General features: G+C 65.4%; 17 protein-coding genes. 7 read left to right on the forward strand and 10 right to left on the reverse strand.

The features are described 5' to 3' along the window. Positions 1 to 133: 133 nt before the first annotated feature. Both G572_RS23075 and G572_RS23080 read left to right on the forward strand, forming a co-directional pair. Entirely contained in the window at positions 134 to 772 is a 639-nt protein-coding gene (locus G572_RS23075) for a GNAT family N-acetyltransferase (protein WP_051241998.1), read from the forward strand. Then, positions 759 to 1979 (forward strand): MFS transporter, encoded by a 1221-nt coding sequence (locus tag G572_RS23080; RefSeq protein ID WP_037546228.1) that lies wholly within the window; start codon positions 759 to 761, stop codon positions 1977 to 1979. The genes G572_RS23075 and G572_RS23080 overlap by 14 nt, the downstream gene beginning before the upstream one ends. Here G572_RS23080 and ggt read toward each other — a convergent pair. After that, the gene (gene ggt, locus G572_RS0107850) at positions 1973 to 3727 is read right to left on the reverse strand and encodes a gamma-glutamyltransferase (protein ID WP_029057986.1); all 1755 of its coding nucleotides are present in this window, start codon (positions 3725 to 3727) and stop codon (positions 1973 to 1975) included. The genes G572_RS23080 and ggt overlap by 7 nt on opposite strands. Before the next feature lie 103 nt (positions 3728 to 3830). Between ggt and G572_RS0107855 the strand changes: the two genes are divergently transcribed. After that, positions 3831 to 4175, forward strand: coding sequence for a c-type cytochrome (locus tag G572_RS0107855; protein ID WP_051242000.1), 345 nt, complete (start codon positions 3831 to 3833; stop codon positions 4173 to 4175). Between the two features lie 69 nt (positions 4176 to 4244). Here the strand turns inward: G572_RS0107855 and G572_RS0107860 are convergent, their stop codons facing one another. From G572_RS0107860 to G572_RS0107885, 5 genes are all read right to left on the reverse strand, one after another. Beyond that, a complete protein-coding gene (locus tag G572_RS0107860; protein WP_029057988.1) occupies positions 4245 to 5279 on the reverse strand; it encodes an aspartate-semialdehyde dehydrogenase in 1035 nt (344 codons plus the stop codon). 366 nt (positions 5280 to 5645) lie between these two features. Further along, complete coding sequence (locus tag G572_RS0107870; protein ID WP_037546230.1) at positions 5646 to 6686, reverse strand: esterase-like activity of phytase family protein; 1041 nt, start codon at positions 6684 to 6686, stop codon at positions 5646 to 5648. 3 nt (positions 6687 to 6689) lie between these two features. Then, a complete protein-coding gene (gene cobT, locus G572_RS0107875) occupies positions 6690 to 8579 on the reverse strand; it encodes a cobaltochelatase subunit CobT (RefSeq protein WP_029057990.1) in 1890 nt (629 codons plus the stop codon). A gap of 13 nt (positions 8580 to 8592) precedes the next feature. After that, positions 8593 to 9579, reverse strand: coding sequence for a cobaltochelatase subunit CobS (cobS, locus tag G572_RS0107880; RefSeq protein ID WP_029057991.1), 987 nt, complete (start codon positions 9577 to 9579; stop codon positions 8593 to 8595). 305 nt (positions 9580 to 9884) lie between these two features. After that, positions 9885 to 10526, reverse strand: coding sequence for a DnaJ domain-containing protein (locus G572_RS0107885; RefSeq protein ID WP_029057992.1), 642 nt, complete (start codon positions 10524 to 10526; stop codon positions 9885 to 9887). Positions 10527 to 10717: 191 nt separating this feature from the next. Between G572_RS0107885 and G572_RS0107890 the strand changes: the two genes are divergently transcribed. After that, positions 10718 to 11020 (forward strand): BolA family protein, encoded by a 303-nt coding sequence (locus G572_RS0107890; protein ID WP_037546232.1) that lies wholly within the window; start codon positions 10718 to 10720, stop codon positions 11018 to 11020. On the opposite strand, the gene G572_RS0107895 is transcribed toward G572_RS0107890, so the two are convergent. From G572_RS0107895 to G572_RS26535, 3 genes are read right to left on the reverse strand one after another with little or no spacing between them, the layout of a single operon-like run. After that, a complete protein-coding gene (locus tag G572_RS0107895; protein WP_029057994.1) occupies positions 11017 to 12357 on the reverse strand; it encodes an HlyC/CorC family transporter in 1341 nt (446 codons plus the stop codon). The genes G572_RS0107890 and G572_RS0107895 overlap by 4 nt on opposite strands. Further along, positions 12350 to 13525, reverse strand: coding sequence for a 3-dehydroquinate synthase (gene aroB / locus G572_RS0107900; protein WP_037546234.1), 1176 nt, complete (start codon positions 13523 to 13525; stop codon positions 12350 to 12352). The genes G572_RS0107895 and aroB overlap by 8 nt, the downstream gene beginning before the upstream one ends. A gap of 6 nt (positions 13526 to 13531) precedes the next feature. Beyond that, positions 13532 to 14146, reverse strand: coding sequence for a shikimate kinase (locus tag G572_RS26535; RefSeq protein ID WP_425423427.1), 615 nt, complete (start codon positions 14144 to 14146; stop codon positions 13532 to 13534). Between the two features lie 204 nt (positions 14147 to 14350). Here G572_RS26535 and G572_RS26425 point away from each other — a divergent pair, with 204 nt between their 5' ends. Together G572_RS26425 and xerD are read left to right on the forward strand one after the other, a co-directional pair. Beyond that, entirely contained in the window at positions 14351 to 14494 is a 144-nt protein-coding gene (locus tag G572_RS26425) for a hypothetical protein (RefSeq protein WP_169391296.1), read from the forward strand. A 36-nt stretch (positions 14495 to 14530) separates the two neighbouring features. Further along, a complete protein-coding gene (xerD, locus tag G572_RS0107915) occupies positions 14531 to 15463 on the forward strand; it encodes a site-specific tyrosine recombinase XerD (RefSeq protein ID WP_029057996.1) in 933 nt (310 codons plus the stop codon). Between the two features lie 10 nt (positions 15464 to 15473). Here xerD and G572_RS0107920 read toward each other — a convergent pair whose 3' ends face one another. Next, complete coding sequence (locus G572_RS0107920) at positions 15474 to 16526, reverse strand: MaoC family dehydratase (RefSeq protein ID WP_029057997.1); 1053 nt, start codon at positions 16524 to 16526, stop codon at positions 15474 to 15476. Between the two features lie 219 nt (positions 16527 to 16745). Between G572_RS0107920 and G572_RS23090 the strand changes: the two genes are divergently transcribed. After that, positions 16746 to 17474, forward strand: coding sequence for a carbonic anhydrase (locus G572_RS23090; RefSeq protein ID WP_084649957.1), 729 nt, complete (start codon positions 16746 to 16748; stop codon positions 17472 to 17474). The last annotated feature ends 68 nt before the right edge of the window (positions 17475 to 17542 follow it).

Here is a 17542-nt window from a genome sequence, read left to right on the forward strand (position 1 = left end):
TTCCCGCACCGGTGGCGAGGCGTCGGACGCGGCGTGTGGAATTTTCGCTTGCAACCTGAGACAGGGGTATTACGTCAATTGGGAGAAACAATCCCGCCTGCTTTCCTCCGCACAAGAAAGGACCGACAGCCAGATGGACATCCTTCCCTTTGTGCGCGGGGCGGATACACGCGCCGCGACCGTCGTCTATGCGCAGGCCCTCTTCCAGAAGCTTCGCCCGTTCTTCGGCACGCCGCACCTGGCGGCCGAATTCCTGGCCCCGCACCTGTGCCACGACCGGGCCGTAACGGCGGTGGAGGGGAACCGCCTGCTCGGCATCGCCGGCTTCAAGATGGACGGCACCGGCCTGTTCGAGCCCGGCTGGGCCGATTTCCGGAAACGCTTCGGGCGCGCCGGCGGCGCGATCCGCGTTGCCGGGCTGTCCTTTCTGGACAAGACGGAGGAGCCGGACACGCTGGCAATGGACGGTATCGCAGTGACCGCGGCGGCGCGGGGACGGGGCGCCGGCACGGCCTTGCTTGCCGGCATTGTCGATATTGCCCGGGCAAACGGTCGCGAAACGGTGCGTCTCGATGTAATCGACACCAACCCCCGCGCCCGCGCCCTTTACGAGCGAAACGGCTTCGTGCCCACGAAGGTGACGCAGATTGGCGTGCTGTCCACGCTTTTCGGGTTTTCCGCAGCAACGACGATGGTCCGGCAGGTCCTTCCGGGCGCCCCCGCACCCTCGACAGCAGACGATCGGAGCGAGGCGGCGCATGGCACGCATTGAATCGGGCATCTCCGAAAATCTGGACAAGGTGGCACTTGCCGTCGTTTTCTTGATGGTGGCTGTCTTCGGGCTTGCGCAGGGACTGACCTACCCGCTGCTCTCCTTCATCCTGGAACGGCAAGGCACGCCGGCCTGGCTGATCGGTGCCAATGCGGCCATGATGGCCATTGGCATGATTGCCTCCGCGCCGCTGATCCCCGGACTTTCGATTCGCTTCGGCGCGGCACGTCTGGCCGTTGCCTGCGCGCTGGCGCTCGCCGTGCTGTTTGCAACGATCGCATTCTGGCAATCGCTCTGGGTCTGGTTTCCGGCCCGCTTCCTGCTCGGCGTAGCGATCAACGGCCTCTATATCGCCAGCGAGACCTGGGTAAACCAGATGGCGCCCGACCGCATACGCGGTCGACTGCTCGGGCTCTACGCCACCGCTCTTGCAGGCGGATTTGCGCTCGGCCCGGCAACGCTTGCGGTGACCGGCACGCAAACCCTCACGCCCTTTCTGCTTTGCATCGCCGTGGCCTTCACCTGCGCCGGGCTGATCTGGTCAATTCGCCATCGCCTGCCCCGGTTCACGACCGGAGACAGCGGCTCGATCCGCAAGATCGCGCCGATGATCCCCTTTCTGATGGCAGTCACCGGGATCGCGGCGGCCTTCGACCAGGCGATCCTGACATTGTTTCCCGTCTACGGACTGAGCAACGGACTGGACGAACCCGCAATCGCCACCGCCCTCGCCGTGCTCATCGTCGGCAACATCCTGTTTCAGGTCCCCATAGGCACACTGGCCGACAAATGGGGCACGGGCCGCGTGATGGCGCTGCTGTGCCTCCTGACCATCGCCGGAGCCGCCCTTCTGCCGTTTTTGATCACGCAGCGCGTCGTGCTCTGGGCGATGCTCTTCGTATGGGGGTCCGCCGCCTATGGCGTCTATACGATCGCCCTGATGGAACTCGGTCGCCGCTTCACCGGCGCGATGCTGATCTCCGGCAATGCCTGCTTCGCGGTGATGTGGGGCGTGGGCGGCTTCGCCGGCCCGACGATTTCAGGGGCGACAATCGACATTGCCGGTCCGCACGGTCTGCCGCTGCTGCTTGGAACGGTCTATGTCGCACTGCTGGTCGCGACGGTGCTACGGCGGCCGCCGAGCGATGCCGGCGGCCGCAACGCGTCCGGGATCCGGGCGGCTCCGGCCCGGGATCGCATTCAGTAACCGATGGCCAGCGCGCCCTGACGCCGGGGATCGGCCGCGCCGGCAAGCCCGCCCTCGACGGCCATGATGGATTGCGTCGACCCCATCGCCGGCTTTGGCGCGATGGCGTGGCCCTTTTCCGCAAGAAGCCGGAGCGTGTCGGGAGAAAAGCCCTCCTCGACCCGCAACTCGTCGGGAAGCCATTGGTGATGCATGCGCGGCGCCGCACTTGCCTCGGCGATGTTCATGCCATGGTCAACCACATTGAGAATGATCTGGAGCACCGTGGTGATGATCCGGCTGCCGCCCGGCGACCCGGTGGCGAGAACGAATTTTCCGTCGCGAAACACCAGCGTCGGGCTCATCGACGACAGCGGGCGCTTGCGCGGCTCGACCGCATTGGCCTCACCGCCGATCAGCCCGTAGGCATTGGGCACGCCGGGCTTCGCGGAAAAATCGTCAAGCTCGTTGTTGAGCAGGATACCGGTTCCCGCAGCCATCATGCCGACGCCATAGGAGAAATTGAGCGTATAGGTATTGGACACCGCATTGCCGGTGGCATCGACCACAGAAAAATGCGTCGTCTCGTTGCTCTCGTAGGGCTGGGGAACCCCTGGCCCCACCTCCGAGGCAAGCGCGGCCCGCGCCGGATCGAAATCGGCCATCCGCTCCTGCGCATAGGCTTTCGAGGTCAGTCCCTTGACCGGCACATCGACGAAATCGGGATCGCCGAGATATTTCGAGCGGTCGGCATAGGCGCGCTTCATCGCTTCCGCCATCGCATGCAGCGTCGCCGCCGATCCCGCGCCGCTTTCCGACACCGCATGCGGCTCCAGCATGTTCAGGATTTCCACGATATGCACCCCGCCGGACGAAGGCGGCGGCATCGACGCGATCTCATATCCGCGATAGGTGCCGGTAACGGGCTCGCGCCAGACCGTGCGATAGGCTTCCAGATCCTCCGCGGTCATGGAACCGCCGGTCTCCTGGACCCGCGCCGCAATGGCCTCGGCCACCTCCCCCGTGTAGAAGCCGGCCGGACCGGTCTCGGCAATCAGCTCCAGCGAGGCGGCAAGCTCCGGCTGCCGCAGCAGGTCGCCCGGCTCGTAGAAGCGACCATCCGCCCGGTAAAAGGTTGCCTTGGCATCCGGGTCCTTCGACAGGCGCGGAAACACGCGTTTCAGCGACTGCGACAGATCGTCGGACACCACAAACCCGTTGCGCGCCAGCGCGATTGCCGGTGCCACCAACTGGGCGAAGGAGAAGGTTCCGCTGCCGAACCGCTCATGAGCCGCCGCAAGACCCGCCACCGTGCCGGGCACGCCAACGGCAAGGCCGGAAAAGCGCGACTTCTTGCTGTCGGCATTGCCCTCCTCGTCGAGGAACATGTCGCGGAAAGCTCCGGACGGTGCCGTCTCGCGGTAGTCGAGCGCAAGGGTCTCGCCGCTCTCGGCCATGTGAACCATCATGAAACCGCCGCCGCCGAGATTGCCCGCCCGCGGCAGCGTGACAGCCAGCGCGAACCCGGTCGCAACCGCTGCATCCACGGCGTTTCCGCCGGCGACGAGAGTGTCCCGCCCGACACCCGAGGCAATCGCTTCCTGACTGGACACCATCCCGGATCCGGCCAGAACCGGATGAAAACGGTCGTCTCCCGACAGGATCGGCGTTGCGGAAGGGCTTGCGGTCTGCGCAAGGGCGGCGGGCCCGATCAGGCCCGCCAGCGTCAGGCCGACACATCCGAACGTCTTCAGACTTTGCAACACCATCTGGAAATATCCTTCTTCAAACATCAAAGGCGAGACGACAGTCTGTTCCCGATTGGTGCGGGCGGCTACCCTTGTCGTCCGACATTCGAAAGAAAGGTGGGCAATGACCTTCACGCGAAGACACCCGAAAGCCGGCTCCTTGTGCCTTGCCGCGGCCATGCTCGCGGGCCTTGCGAGCCTGCCGGTCACCGGCGCCCTGGCCGCCGATGCGGAAGCCGGTCGTACCCTGGCACGGATCTGGTGCGCCAGTTGCCATGTGGTGGAGGACAGCCAGGAAAGCGGAAGCGCTGCCGTTCCGACGTTCGCCGAAATCGCCCGTCGACCCGATTTCGATGAAAAGGCGCTTGGCGCGTTCCTCGCGGATCCGCATCCGAAAATGCCGGGCATGTCATTGACGCGGCGCGAGATCGCAGATCTCAGCGCCTACATCGCGCAGCGCGCCCCCTAGGCCGGCACCAACGAAAACGGCCGGGCACAAGGGCCCGGCCGCAAACTCGCTGACAGTCGCTGCGCAAGATCAGGCAGCGGCCTTTTTCGGCTGGATCAGGCCGCGGTTGACCAGCAGCTCGGCAATCTGGACGGTGTTGAGCGCCGCGCCCTTGCGCAGGTTGTCGGCCACGACCCACAGGTTGAGGCCGTTCTCGATCGTCGCGTCCTCGCGGATGCGGCTGACATAGGTCGCATCCTCGCCGGCACTCTCATAGGGCGTCATGTAGCCGCCGTCCTCGGTCTTGTCGATGACCAGAACCCCCGGCGCCTCGCGCAGGATGTCGCGGGCCTCGTCCGCGCTCAGCGGCTTTTCGAATTCGATGTTGACGGCCTCGGCATGGCCGATGAAGACGGGCACGCGCACGGCCGTGCAGGTGACCTTGATCGACGGATCGATCATCTTCTTGGTCTCCGCCAGCACCTTCCATTCTTCCTTGGTATAGCCGTCTTCCATGAAGGTATCGATGTGCGGAATGACGTTGAAGGCGATCCGCTTGGTGAACTTCTCCGGGGTGATCGGGTCATTCACGAAGACGGCGCGGGTCTGGTTGAACAGCTCGTCCATCGCGTCCTTGCCGCCGCCGGAAACCGACTGGTAGGTCGAGACGACGATGCGCTTGATCCGGGCCGCGTCATGCAGCGGCTTCAGCGCCACGACCAGCTGCGCGGTCGAGCAGTTGGGGTTGGCGATAATGTTCTTCTTGCGGAAGCCCTCGACCGCGTCGGCATTCACTTCCGGAACGATCAGCGGGACATCGGAATCGTAGCGCCAGGCCGAGGAATTGTCGATGACGACACAGCCCTGCGCCGCGATCTTCGGCGACCATTCCTTCGAAACGGTTCCGCCGGCGGACATCAGGCAGATGTCGACATCCGAGAAATCGAAATGGTCGATCGCCTGGCACGTCAGCGTCTTGTCGCCGAAGGAAACGTCGACGCCCTGCGAACGCCGCGACGCCACCGCGACGACTTCGCTGGCGGGAAAGCCACGTTCCTCGAGAATGTCGAGCATTTCACGGCCAACGTTGCCGGTGGCTCCTACGACGGCGATCTTGTAAGACATCTTCCATGTTCCTTTGTTGCGGCTCCCCGGTCCGGGGATGCGAGCGAACCGCGCGCATCCTCTCGTTTTCACGCCCCCCGGAGACCCCGGGAAGCGCTGGTCGCGAAGGCCGTTAGACGGTCGTTTTGCGGGATGTCGTCGTGCGCGTGTCGCGCGGCATGCGAACCGTGGGCGTTCGTGCCGCGCCCGCGCGCAACATCGCGGCCGCGACAGGTGTCGCAGAGCGGAGCGAGGCGGGCATTGAACGGCGTTCGAACATCGGATCCCGACATTTGGCGGTTGCGCGAAGTGGCTTTTAAATGACGTTGCCGCCCCGAAATGTCAACCTGACACCGAGATTTCCGACGCAACGGCCGTTCGTCCGCGTCACGGCTCGAGACGAAACCGGAGCAACAGATTGCGTTGCAGTATCGAGCGGTTGTCATCCGAGATGAGCGTCAGGATCGTTTCGCCCTGCGCCGTCTCGTGCACCGCCAGGCCTTCCATGTTGTCGATCTGGTCGGTGTATCCGGCCTCGAGCAGCACCTCGCCGACCGCACGCCGGCCAGGCCGCAGCTCATCGGCGGCGAACAGCCGCAGCCGCATGCCGAGACCGTGGCGCAGCGTGAAACGCCGCTCCAGCAGCAGCAGGTCCCCGTCGGGCAGGAAGGCTGCGTCGGTCGCATCATAGGCATCCTGACGCGCCACTGTGAACTCGCCGGGATCGGCCCCGCCGATCAGGAATCCCGGAAGGTCATCGGCAAAGGTCGCACCGCGTTCGCCGATGATAACCAGCGTGCCGGCGAGCGGGCCGGAATTCGCCGCCGCGATTGCCTCCATGCCCTTGTTGTGGCGCAGTTTGCGAATGCCGGGCGGCAAGGCGATGTCGCGCCCGCGCGCGTCCGGGTCGAGCGGAAAAGGATAGGCGTAGACATGCGGCCTGCGCTCCGTGGAGACCAGAAGCTCCGCGCCCTGCGCGCCCAGGCGCAAGGTCACTCCCTCGCTGTCGCCGCGCCCGCTGTCGGCGAGCGGCCGGCCGTCGGGCCCGAGCATCGGCGCGATCCGCGCATCCTCCACGGCAAGCGGACGCCCCGCCGGATCACTGACGACACGCGCCTGAAACCACAGGCCGTTGTCGGCAACGGCAAGAAGCTCACGCCCCTCGCCGGTCACCACGAGACCGGACAGCCCGCCCATGTGGCGGTTGCCCGGCAGGAGCTCCAGACCTCCGATGAACGTCAGCCGGTCGCTTGCCCGGTCATCGCCTGCCGCCTTGCTAAAACGTGCGATCTGCTTGACCTGAACGTCGACCGGAACGATCCCGATCTGCTTGCGCCCGTCGGCCGCGACGGCCGGGGCCACGGCCAATGCAATCAGCACCGGCAGCGCTGCAAGGCACCGCGGCCAGCGGCATCGCGCAAACGCCATCGTCTAGCGCGCCCTGCGACGGCGCGTGCGGCGCGAGCGGGCGGTCTGGGTCTGGTCGTCAAAGAGATCGGCGAGCTGGTCGGTCATCGCGCCGGCCAGTTCCTCCGCATCGACAATGGTGACCGCACGGCTGTAATAGCGCGTCACATCGTGCCCGATGCCGATGGCGATCAGTTCGACCGGAGAGCGGTTCTCGATCTCGGCGATGACGTGGCGCAGGTGCCGTTCCAGATAGTTTCCGGGATTGACCGACAGCGTGCAGTCGTCGACCGGCGCGCCATCGGAGATCATCATCAGGATCTTGCGCTGTTCGGACCGCCCGAGCAGCCGCTTGTGCGCCCAGTCGAGTGCCTCGCCGTCGATGTTTTCCTTCAGCAGGCCCTCGCGCATCATCAGCCCGAGATTGCGGCGCGCACGCCGCCAGGGCGCATCGGCCGACTTGTAGATGATATGGCGCAGGTCGTTGAGGCGACCCGGCTGTGCCGGCTTGCCGGCGGAAAGCCAGGCCTCGCGCGACTGCCCGCCCTTCCAGGCCCGCGTCGTGAAGCCGAGGATCTCCACCTTGACACCGCAGCGCTCCAGCGTGCGCGCGAGAATGTCGGCGCAGGTTGCCGCCACGGTAATCGGCCGCCCGCGCATGGAACCGGAATTGTCGAGCAGCAGCGTCACCACCGTGTCGCGGAAATTCGTATCGCTTTCCTGCTTGAAGGCGAGCGGCTGCATCGGATCGATCACCACGCGCATCAGGCGCGCGGTATCGAGCATTCCTTCCTCGAGGTCGAAACTCCAGGACCGGTTCTGCTGCGCCAGCAACTTGCGTTGGAGACGGTTGGCAAGTCGCGCCACGGCGCCCTGCAGGTTGACGAGCTGCTTGTCGAGATGACCGCGCAGCCGGTCGAGCTCGGCCGTGTCGCACAACTCCTCGGCCGGGATCGTCTCGTCGAACTTCGCGGTAAACACCGTGTAGTCGGACGCCGGCGGCTGGTTGGAAAAGGGTTGCTCGCGCTGCGGGCTTTCGCCGGCCTCTTCGGTCTGGTCAGCGCCGTCCTCCTCGAGCATGTCGTCCAGCTCGCCGTCGAGACCTTCCGTGTCGCCGGACTCGGTTTCCTCGCCCGAAAGCTCCATTTCCTGAGGCGCGCCTTCCTCCTCGCCGGTGTTTTCCTCACCGTCGGCGGAGGTTTCGCCGCGTTCGTCCCGACCTTCGGCTTCTTCCTCCTCGCCGGAATCGTCCTCGCCCTCCTGGCCGAGATCTTCTTCCATTTCAAGCGAGGACAGGACCTTGCGCACGCGCCTTGCGAAATCCTGCTGGTTCTCCAGGCGCTCGGCGAGGTCGTCGAGGGCGGCGCCGGCCTTGTCCTCGATCCATTCGCGCCACTGCGAAATCATCGGTTCCGCGCTCTTCGGCGCAGCGCGTCCCGTCAGCCGCTCGCGCACCATATAGGCGATCGCTTCCTCGAGCGGCGCATCCTCGCGGCTGCCGACATCTGAAAACGCGGCCTTGCGACACTTGTCCTCCAGCATCGCCTCGAGATTGTCGGCGACGCCGGGCATGCGGTTGGCGCCGACCGCCTCGCAGCGGGCCTGCTCGACCGCATCGTAGATCGCACGCGCAGTCTCCGACTGCGGCCCGAGCTTGCGGTGGAGCCCGGGGTCGTGGCACGCGAGCTTGAGCGCCATCGCATCAGCGGTGCCGCGCGCGATCGCGACTTCCGCATTGTTTGGCCGCCGCGACGGCTCCGGAAGCCGGGCGGTGTGGCCGCTAAGCGACGGACGGTCGGAGGAGAACAGGACCTCGAGTTCGGGATCGGCCGCGATCGCGCGCATCGTCTCGCCGATCACGCGCTTGAGCGGACCGGTGTCCGGTTTGTTCTGTTCTGACGGCGGATTTCGCATGAAAGGATCCGGGTTAGCTCATCACCACATTGGCAGCGGATTCCGGCAGTTCCTCGCCGAAACAGCGCTGGTAGAATTCCGCGACGAGCGTTTGTTCCATTTCATCGCATTTGTTGAGAAAGGTAACGCGGAAGGCAAAGCCGAGATCGTCGAAGATCTGGGTGTTCTCGGCCCAGGTGATCACCGTGCGCGGGCTCATCACCGTGGAGAGATCGCCGTTGATGAAGGCGTTTCGCGTCATGTCGGCCAGCCGCACCATCCGCGAGACGGTCTTTCGCCCCTCTTCGTTCTGGTAATGCTTGGCTTTGGCCAGGACGATTTCCACCTCGTTGTCATGCGGCAGGTAGTTCAGCGTCGTGACGATCGACCAGCGGTCCATCTGGCCCTGGTTGATCTGCTGGGTGCCGTGGTAGAGGCCGGAAGTGTCGCCGAGGCCGACCGTGTTCGCAGTCGCGAACAGGCGAAAGGCGGGATGGGGGCGGATCACGCGGTTTTGGTCGAGAAGTGTCAGCCGGCCCGACACCTCCAGGACACGCTGGATCACGAACATCACGTCCGCACGCCCGGCATCGTATTCGTCGAAAACGAGCGCGACGTTGTTCTGCAGCGCCCAGGGCAGGATGCCGTCCCGGAACTCGGTGATCTGCTTGCCGTCGCGCAGGACGATCGCGTCCTTGCCCACCAGGTCGATGCGCGAGATGTGGCTGTCGAGATTGACCCGCACGCACGGCCAGTTGAGCCGCGCCGCGACCTGCTCGATGTGCGTCGACTTGCCGGTGCCGTGGTAGCCGGTCACCATCACCCGGCGATTGTGGGCGAAACCCGCGAGGATCGCCAGCGTGGTCGGACGGTCGAACAGATAGTCCGGATCGAGATCCGGCGTGTATTCGTTCCGCGTGCTGTAGGCGGGAACCGTCAGGTCGCTGTCGATGCCGAATACGTCGCGCACGGATACGCTGGTGTCGGGCAGGCTTTCGACGGGCTGCGTCATGTCAGTCATAGTTCCTCCGCTGGCCCGCGCAATCACGGGTGAGGGCATGTCGATGCGGATCCGCGCGGACGCGGATGAAAGGCGGACTGGACCCTAGAACAAAGTCCAACCGAGTGAAAACGGTTTGTCGCCCTTCCGGACGACGCGCCCCGCGACCCGATGTCCCGCCCCGAGATGCGAACCGGACCGCCGGTCGCCCCCGCGCCGCACCGGCCCTGCAGGGTGGGAAACAACGTGCTGTCGGTCATAGCGCACTGTTGCGATCCTGCAAGGGAGCCGGACAGGCCCGTTCGCTTTCGCGGCGCGCAGAAATTCTAGCAAAACCCCGCCTTCTTGAGCAGCGAATAGGCATTGATGATTTCCCGCAACCGGTCCTCCGAGGAGCGGTCGCCGCCATTGGCGTCCGGATGGTGGCGTTTCACCAGATTCTTGTAGCGCGACTTGACCTCGTCGCCACGCGCGCTGTGCGCAAGACCGAGCGTGTCGAACGCACGGGCCTCGAGTTGCTTCAGCTTCGGCGCGCGCGCCCGGGATTCCGCACCCCGGCCGCGTCCGCGCATTCGTGCCTCGGCGCGCGCGCGCGCCGCCTGGCGCGGATCGATGTCGGACCACGCGGCGCTGTCCTCCTTGGCGGCCTTGGCATTCACGCCCATTTTCCAGGTCGGCCTGTGGCCGGTCAGCGCATCGCGCTGATAGGCGCGGGTTTCGTTGTCGTCCATTCCGGAAAAATAATTGTAGGACTTGTTGTAGAGCCGGACGTGATCGAGACAGAAGTGATGATACTGGCCATCGTTGTCCCGCCCTTTCGGCGCGCGGTGGGTGCCGGCCTGATCGCAGCCCTCCCACTCGCAGACGCGGTCGGCCACGAATTCCTCGGCGCGCGCGCGCGTGCGCGGCCGGTTCGGGCTGATGCGTATGCGGTCGAAGATATCCGAGGTCACGGGTGTCTTGTCCATTCTCCGTCGAGCGCGCGTTCGCGCGACCGCCGCGCCGGAATATCCGGTCACGACGTGGCGCGACGGCACGATAACGCGTCCGGTGCCGCGCGTATCACTGCCACCGCCCTTGCGCGATCTGCATAGATAGGGGGAGCCGCCCGTGTTCGGCAAGATCTTGACGCGGGCGAAAATCCTGTCACATGAGTCGCATGACCATCAAATCCCATATCGAACAGCGTTTGAACGCATCTTTCGCCCCCGAGATCCTCGACGTGATCGACGAGTCGGAAAAGCACCGCGGACACGGCGGCTGGCGGGAAGGCGGGGAAACCCATTTCCGCGTCCGGATCGTTTCTGCCCGATTCGACGGGCTGACCCGGGTCGCGCGGCACCGCGCAGTCAACAGCTGCCTCAAGGACGCGCTCGAACAGGGCGTGCACGCGCTGGCCATCGAGGCACGCGCGCCCGGTGAGCCCGATCCGCGCGGCGGCGGCCGGGCAACCGCCCCCTAGCCTGGCTGCACCGTCGGGGAATGCGGCGCCGGCAGGACGGCCGCTGTCTTTACCGTTCCCGCCGCGACCTTCGACAGGGGCGTGATGCGCAGCCGCGTGATCCGGTTCTTTTCCCGCCGAAGCACGGTGAACCGGTAATCGTGGAACGTGAAGGCCTGACGCTCCTCGGGGATCATCCGCGCCTCGTGGATGACCAGACCGGCAATCGTTGTCGCCTCGTCGTCCGGCAACCGCCAGTCGAACGCCCGGTTGAGGTCGCGGATCGGCACGCCGCCGTCGACGATGATCGACCCGTCCGGCTGGGGCCGCACGCCCGGCAGCTCCACATCGTGCTCGTCGGAAATCTCGCCGACGATCTCTTCAAGGATGTCCTCGAGCGTCACCAGTCCCATCACTTCGCCATACTCGTCGATGACAAGCGCGAAATGCGCCTTGCGCTTCAGGAAGGCATTGAGCTGATCCTGCAGGCTGGTCGTGTCTGGCACGAACCAGGGCGGCGAGACCAGCTGCTCGACATCGATCAGGCCCACGTCGCCGCCGGCCTTCGCCAGCGCCCGCAGCAGATCCTTGGCATGAAGCACGCCGATATAATTGTCGGTCTCGCCACGCCACAGCGGCAGGCGCGTGTGGGGACTGTCAAGCGCGGCGTTGATAAGGCTTTCGGCATCGTCGTCGGCGTTCAGCGCGTTCATCTTGGTGCGATGGACCATGACGTCGGAGACTTCCAGGTCCGCCAGATCCAGCAGCCCGCCGATACGGTCGCGCTCGGCTTTTACCAGACCTCCCTCCAGATGCTGGAGATCGACGGTGCCGCGCAATTCCTCATGCGCCGACAGCACGTTGCGGTTCTCCGAAACGTCGACGCCAAAGGTCTTGAGGATCGCCCGCACGATCACCTCGACTCCCATCACGACAGGTGCGAACAGGATCACGACGGGGCGCACGATTGGCGACACGGCAACCGCGAAACGGTCCGGATTGGAAATCGCCCAGGTCTTCGGCAGGACCTCGGAGAAGATCAACACCAGCATGGTCATCACCAGCGTCGCATAAACGACGCCCGCATCTCCGAAGAACCCGAGAAGCACGTTGGTGGCAAGCGCGGAGGCAAGAATATTGACGAGATTGTTGCCCAGAAGCAACGCGCCGATCAAGCGTTCGCGCGCGGAAATCAGCCGTCCGACCACGGCCGCGCGCTTCTCGCCGCTGCGTTCCATCTGCAACATGCGCGCGCGCGATGCCGCCGTCAGCGCGGTTTCGGAACCGGAAAAGAACCCCGACATCGCCAGGAGAACGACGATGGCAATCACGGAGAGCCAGAGACTCGCGTCACCCATAGCTTACCTCGCCCGTCGACAATTCGGTTTCAAGAAAGTCGCGCAGGACGGACGGGTCAACGCCGCGCTCGACGAACGCCTGACCGATGCCGCGCGTCAGGATGAAGGTCAAAGCGCCACGGCTCACCTTCTTGTCCTGCGCCATGATGTCGAGAAACGTCTCGGCCGGCGGCATCTGCCCGGGCACCTGCCGGATATGGGTGGGCAGACCGGTTTCGGCAAGATGGCGTTCGGCGCGCGCCGCGTCCTCTGGCGGACACAGCCCGAGGCGCACGGAAAAATCGAAGGCGAGCCGCATGCCGATGGCAACGCCTTCGCCATGTACCAGTCGCGTGCCGTCGTAAGCGACAACCGCTTCCAGCGCATGTCCGAAAGTATGGCCGAGATTGAGCAGCGCGCGCGCGCCGCTTTCGCGCTCGTCGGCGGCAACGATCGCCGCCTTGGCGCGACAGGAAGCGGCGATGGCCTGCCCCCTCTCCGTCCCGCCGGAAAAAATCGCGGCGTGATTTTCATCAAGCCAGTCGAAGAACGCCGCATCGCCCAGAAGCCCGTATTTTACCACTTCCGCGTATCCGGCGCGAAACTCGCGTTCCGACAGCGTGTCGAGCACGTCGGTGTCCGCCAGAACCAGCGCCGGCTGATGAAAGGCACCGATCAGGTTCTTGCCCTGGCGCACGTTGATGCCGGTCTTGCCGCCGACGGATGAATCCACCTGCGCCAGCAGGCTCGTGGGGATCTGCACGAAGGGCATGCCCCGACGCACGCTCGCCGCGACGAAGCCGGCAAGATCGCCCACCACACCGCCACCCAGCGCGACGACCGCGTCGCCGCGCTCGAGCCGCGCCTCCAGCACCCGGTCGCAGACCGTCTCGTAAACCTCGAACCGCTTGCTCGCCTCGCCCGGCGGCAACAGGATCGCGGAGTGGGCGATGCCGGCGTCATCCAGCGCGGCCTGCAGGGTCTCAAGGTGCAGCGACGCCACGGTCTCGTCGCTGACGATGGCGACCCGCGCGCCCGGCAGAACGCCGCCGATATGCCTGCCCGCATCCTCGATCAGCCCGCGGCCGATCCAGATGTCGTAGCTGCGGTCTCCAAGATCGACGGCGACACGGGCGGCCGGATCCGTCTCGGACGGCGCGGTGGCCGGCACGCGGGGCGAATGGGACATCTTGCGTCAGGCTCCTTGTTCCGGCAGCCGGGCAGGCGGCATATCTTCCGCTCCCAGCCCCAGATGGGTCTCGAGGGCCGCAACCACATCGAGAACGACAGTCTCATGCGGGACATCGCGCGACCACACCGTCAAGTCCGATTGCGCATAGACCGGATAGCGCTCATCCATCAGCCGCCGCATCACGCCTTCCGGATCCGGGTCGTTGAGCAGCGGCCGCGTCGGCTTGCGCCGCACCCGGCTCATCACCACGGACAAATCCGCCTTCAGCCACACGGAGATGCCGGCCGCGGCGATTTCCCGCCGGGTTTCGGCGCTCATGAAGGCACCGCCACCAGTCGCCAGCACCTGCGCGCCGTTTTTCAGCAGGCGGGCAATCACCCGCTGCTCGCCGGCGCGAAAATAGGGCTCGCCATGCTGGGCGAAAATCTCGGCGACGGTCTGGTTGGCAGCGGCCTCGATCTCCGTGTCGGCATCGACAAAAGGCAATGCGAGCGAATGGGCAAGCCGGCGCCCGACACTGGACTTTCCGCACCCCATGATACCGACCAGAACGATCGCCCGCGTGTCGAGCGCGCCCACCAACCGGCGGGCACGATCCGCTTCGACAACCTTTTGCATCGCGGACATGAAATACCCACCCTCCCTCGCGTTTCCCCTCGCTTTGCCCTTCCCGGCCCCGGATAGTCAAGCCTTCCCGCACGCGTCCCCCGTCTTCCGTTGCGGAAGAATCGTCAAAAACCGCCGTTTTTCTTGCAAGCCGGAGCTGGATTGGTCAAAACAGGGAAAATTTCTCCGTCGTTTTGACGAGTTCGCGGAGCTGGAATGCCCACCTTGACCCGTCTTCTCGTCGCACTCGTGGTCCTCGCCGGCCTGGGCGCGGCGGTCGTATACGCGCTCGGAACCTTCGTGGAACCGTCACCGCACGAAATCACCATCCGCCTCAGGATGGACGGCTTCGGCAGATAGGCGTCGAACGCAAAGCGAGACGGAAAGGCGAACGCCATGGCCTCCGACGGCATCCTGATCGAGGGCTTTCTGGAAATGCTGTCCGCGGAACGCGGCGCGGCGCTCAACACGCTGGAAAGCTACCGGCGCGACCTGGAAAGCTTCGCCGACCATGTCCGCTCCCGCGGCACCTCCCTGCAATCCTCGGACAAGCAGGCAGTCGCGGGCTATCTCCGCGACCTGTCGCACCGCGGCTTCGCGGCGAGCACCCAGGCGCGCCATCTGTCGGCGCTGCGCCAGTTCTACCGGCACCTGTTCGCCGACGGGATTCGCGGCGACGATCCGACCCGCACCATTTCCTCTCCCAGGACACGCGCACCCTTGCCAAGGGTCTTGAGCGTCGAAGACGTCGACCGGCTGCTTGGCACCGCACGCGCCGAGGCGCAGGGCGGCAAGGGAAGCGAAGCCGCCCGGCTGCGCGCGGGGCGTTTGCATGCGCTGCTGGAAGTGCTTTACGCGACCGGTTTGCGCGTGTCGGAGCTTGTATCGCTGCCGCTCACCGCGGCGCTGCGCGACGAACGGCTGATTTCGGTGCGCGGCAAGGGCAACAAGGAACGCGCCGTTCCCTTGAGCGATGCCGCGCGCGACGCGATGCGCAGCTATGTCGACGCACGCAAGGCCGCCGGAGCGCAGGCCGGATCCAAATGGCTGTTTCCCTCGCATGGCGAAAGCGGTCATCTGACACGCCAGGCCTTTGCCCGTGACCTCAAGGCACTGGCCGTGCGCGCCGGGCTGGACACGGGCGCGCTGTCGCCGCACGTGCTGCGGCATGCCTTCGCCTCGCACCTGCTTCAAAACGGCGCCGACCTGCGCGTGGTGCAGCAGCTTCTGGGGCATGCCGATATCTCGACGACGCAGATCTACACGCATGTGCTCGACGCCCGCCTGAAGGCGCTCGTCGACGCGCATCATCCTCTGGCCGGCTCCTGAAAAGCCCCTGTCAGCGCGGCAGCAGCACCCAGCAGTCGAAATCGAGAATGACCGAGGCAGCGTAGTGCCCCTGCGCATCCAGCAGCGGAAAATCGGCGCAGGCGCGATCCTTGGTGGCGATCATGCGAAGCCGCAGGGCGCCGACATCCTCGCGCCCCTCGAGCGTCGCCTTTTCGATGACCTCTGACCAGGCATAGACCGTATCGCCGGCAAACAACGGCGCGACATGGCGGCCGGCATTGATCGCGGCAATGTGAAAGGCATTTCCCAGGCCGTTGAAGGACAGCGACCGGGCCAGCGAAATCACGTGACCGCCATAGATCAACCGTCGGCCGAAACGCCCCTGGCCTTCCGAGTGCTGGTTGAAATGCACCTTGGCCGTGTTCTGGTAGAGCCGCGTGGCGATCTGGTGCTCCGCCTCCTCCACGGTCATGCCGTCGACATGGTCGATGCGCTCGCCGACGGCGTAATCGTCGAAACGGAACGGCGCACCGGACAAGTCCGCGTCCCAGGCGCCGGCGTTGAGCAGCGGGCAGGCATCGCCCAGCCCCTCAGGCGCAATCGCCTCGGGAAGCTCCGGCACCACAGGCTCCGGCGCGGGCGAGGCGGCATCACGCTTGCGCACCATCACCCAGCGCACATAATCGAGCACCTCGGTGCCGTCCTGCTTGTAACCGGTGGACCGGACATAGACGACGCCGGTCTTGCCGTTGGAGTTTTCCTTTACGCCGATCACTTCGGACACCGCCGACAGCGTGTCGCCGGGATAGACCGGCGCCAGAAACCGACCGCCGGCGTAGCCCAGGTTTGCAACCGCGTTGAGCGAGATATCCGGCACCGTCTTGCCGAAAACGATGTGGAAAACGAGCAGGTCGTCGACCGGCGCTTGGGGATAATTCAGGGACCGCGCGAAGGCGTCGGAAGACTGGACGGCAAAGCGCGGACCGTAAAGGGCGGTATAGAGCGCGACATCGCCGCTGGTGACCGTTCGCGGCGTTGCATGGCGCAGCACCCGACCGGCATGAAAATCCTCGAAAAAGTTGCCCGGGTTGGTCTTGGTCACGGCTGGTCCCTTCCGTTTGTCCTGCACCGCCGGCGGCGGCGTCGGCGTCGCGCGCCGCATAAGACCGTGCAGGCGCGCCGGGTGCAAGTCGGACCTATGACGGATGCGCGGTCGTGAAGATTCGATCGCGGCACTGGCGCGACGCACGATCTGTCCTTAGGGTGCGCGCTTTCCGCGCGGGCATGCGCGAACGACCACGCAACATGATGAGGCAGCCCCATGCCATCCGACAGCTCCAGTTCGTCTTCAGACGGAATCGGTGCACAGGCTTCGACCGACAAGCGGATCGCGCCCTTCCCCGAGCCGCTGCTCGACGGGTACCGCCAGTACCGCGAGCGGGCCCATGCGCCGCATCGCTCGAACTACGAGCATCTGGCCCTCTACGGCCAGCAGCCGGAGGTCATGGTCGTATCCTGCTGCGACAGCCGGGTAACGCCGGAAGGCATATTCGGCGCCGGTCCCGGCGAATTGTTCGTGGTGCGCAATGTCGCCAATCTGGTGCCGCCCTATGAACCCGACGGCGACTATCATTCCACCAGCGCCGCGCTCGAGTTCGCCGTTCAGGCCTTGAAGGTGAAGCATATCGTCGTGATGGGTCACGGCCTGTGCGGGGGTGTGAAGGCCTTCCTGACACAGGATTCCAAGCCCTTGTCGCCGGGCGATTTCATCGGCAAGTGGATGACGCTGCTGGAGCCGGCTTCACAATTCCAGTGCCTGGCCCTGGAACGCGACGAGGACCCGCAGCTGGCGCTTGAGTATGCCGGCGTGCGCCAGTCGCTCGAAAACCTGCGGACCTTCCCGTGCGTGCGCGTCCTGGAGGAGCGGGGCAGGCTGGCACTGCACGGCGCCTGGTTCGATATCGGCTCCGGCGAACTCAGGGTGATGGACGCGGAAAGCCGGAAGTTCATCGAGGCCCAGAGGCTGACCGGCATGACGGCGGCGCAGTAGCGGGGCTCTCGCGGATCGCGCGGAAAGGCCGCGCCCTTCGCCGGGCGGACAAGGCAGCTTTCGCAAGA

Origin of the sequence: Stappia stellulata DSM 5886, assembly GCF_000423705.1 — a bacterium.
Classification (GTDB): domain Bacteria; phylum Pseudomonadota; class Alphaproteobacteria; order Rhizobiales; family Stappiaceae; genus Stappia; species Stappia stellulata.

Bases quoted from the DNA above. Each gene is read 5' to 3' on its own strand.
- G572_RS0107890 (WP_037546232.1), top strand. From the start codon at position 10,718: ATGACCATCAAATCCCATATCGAACAGCGTTTGAACGCATCTTTCGCC.
- cobT (WP_029057990.1), bottom strand. From the start codon at position 8,579: ATGCGAAATCCGCCGTCAGAACAGAACAAACCGGACACCGGTCCGCTC.
- G572_RS26425 (WP_169391296.1), top strand. From the start codon at position 14,351: ATGCCCACCTTGACCCGTCTTCTCGTCGCACTCGTGGTCCTCGCCGGC.
- G572_RS23090 (WP_084649957.1), top strand. From the start codon at position 16,746: ATGCCATCCGACAGCTCCAGTTCGTCTTCAGACGGAATCGGTGCACAG.
- G572_RS26535 (WP_425423427.1), bottom strand. From the start codon at position 14,146: ATGCAAAAGGTTGTCGAAGCGGATCGTGCCCGCCGGTTGGTGGGCGCG.
- G572_RS23075 (WP_051241998.1), top strand. From the start codon at position 134: ATGGACATCCTTCCCTTTGTGCGCGGGGCGGATACACGCGCCGCGACC.
- xerD (WP_029057996.1), top strand. From the start codon at position 14,531: ATGGCCTCCGACGGCATCCTGATCGAGGGCTTTCTGGAAATGCTGTCC.
- G572_RS0107855 (WP_051242000.1), top strand. From the start codon at position 3,831: ATGACCTTCACGCGAAGACACCCGAAAGCCGGCTCCTTGTGCCTTGCC.
- G572_RS23080 (WP_037546228.1), top strand. From the start codon at position 759: ATGGCACGCATTGAATCGGGCATCTCCGAAAATCTGGACAAGGTGGCA.
- G572_RS0107895 (WP_029057994.1), bottom strand. From the start codon at position 12,357: ATGGGTGACGCGAGTCTCTGGCTCTCCGTGATTGCCATCGTCGTTCTC.
- G572_RS0107885 (WP_029057992.1), bottom strand. From the start codon at position 10,526: ATGGACAAGACACCCGTGACCTCGGATATCTTCGACCGCATACGCATC.
- ggt (WP_029057986.1), bottom strand. From the start codon at position 3,727: ATGGTGTTGCAAAGTCTGAAGACGTTCGGATGTGTCGGCCTGACGCTG.
- cobS (WP_029057991.1), bottom strand. From the start codon at position 9,579: ATGACTGACATGACGCAGCCCGTCGAAAGCCTGCCCGACACCAGCGTA.
- aroB (WP_037546234.1), bottom strand. From the start codon at position 13,525: ATGTCCCATTCGCCCCGCGTGCCGGCCACCGCGCCGTCCGAGACGGAT.
- G572_RS0107870 (WP_037546230.1), bottom strand. From the start codon at position 6,686: ATGGCGTTTGCGCGATGCCGCTGGCCGCGGTGCCTTGCAGCGCTGCCG.
- G572_RS0107860 (WP_029057988.1), bottom strand. From the start codon at position 5,279: ATGTCTTACAAGATCGCCGTCGTAGGAGCCACCGGCAACGTTGGCCGT.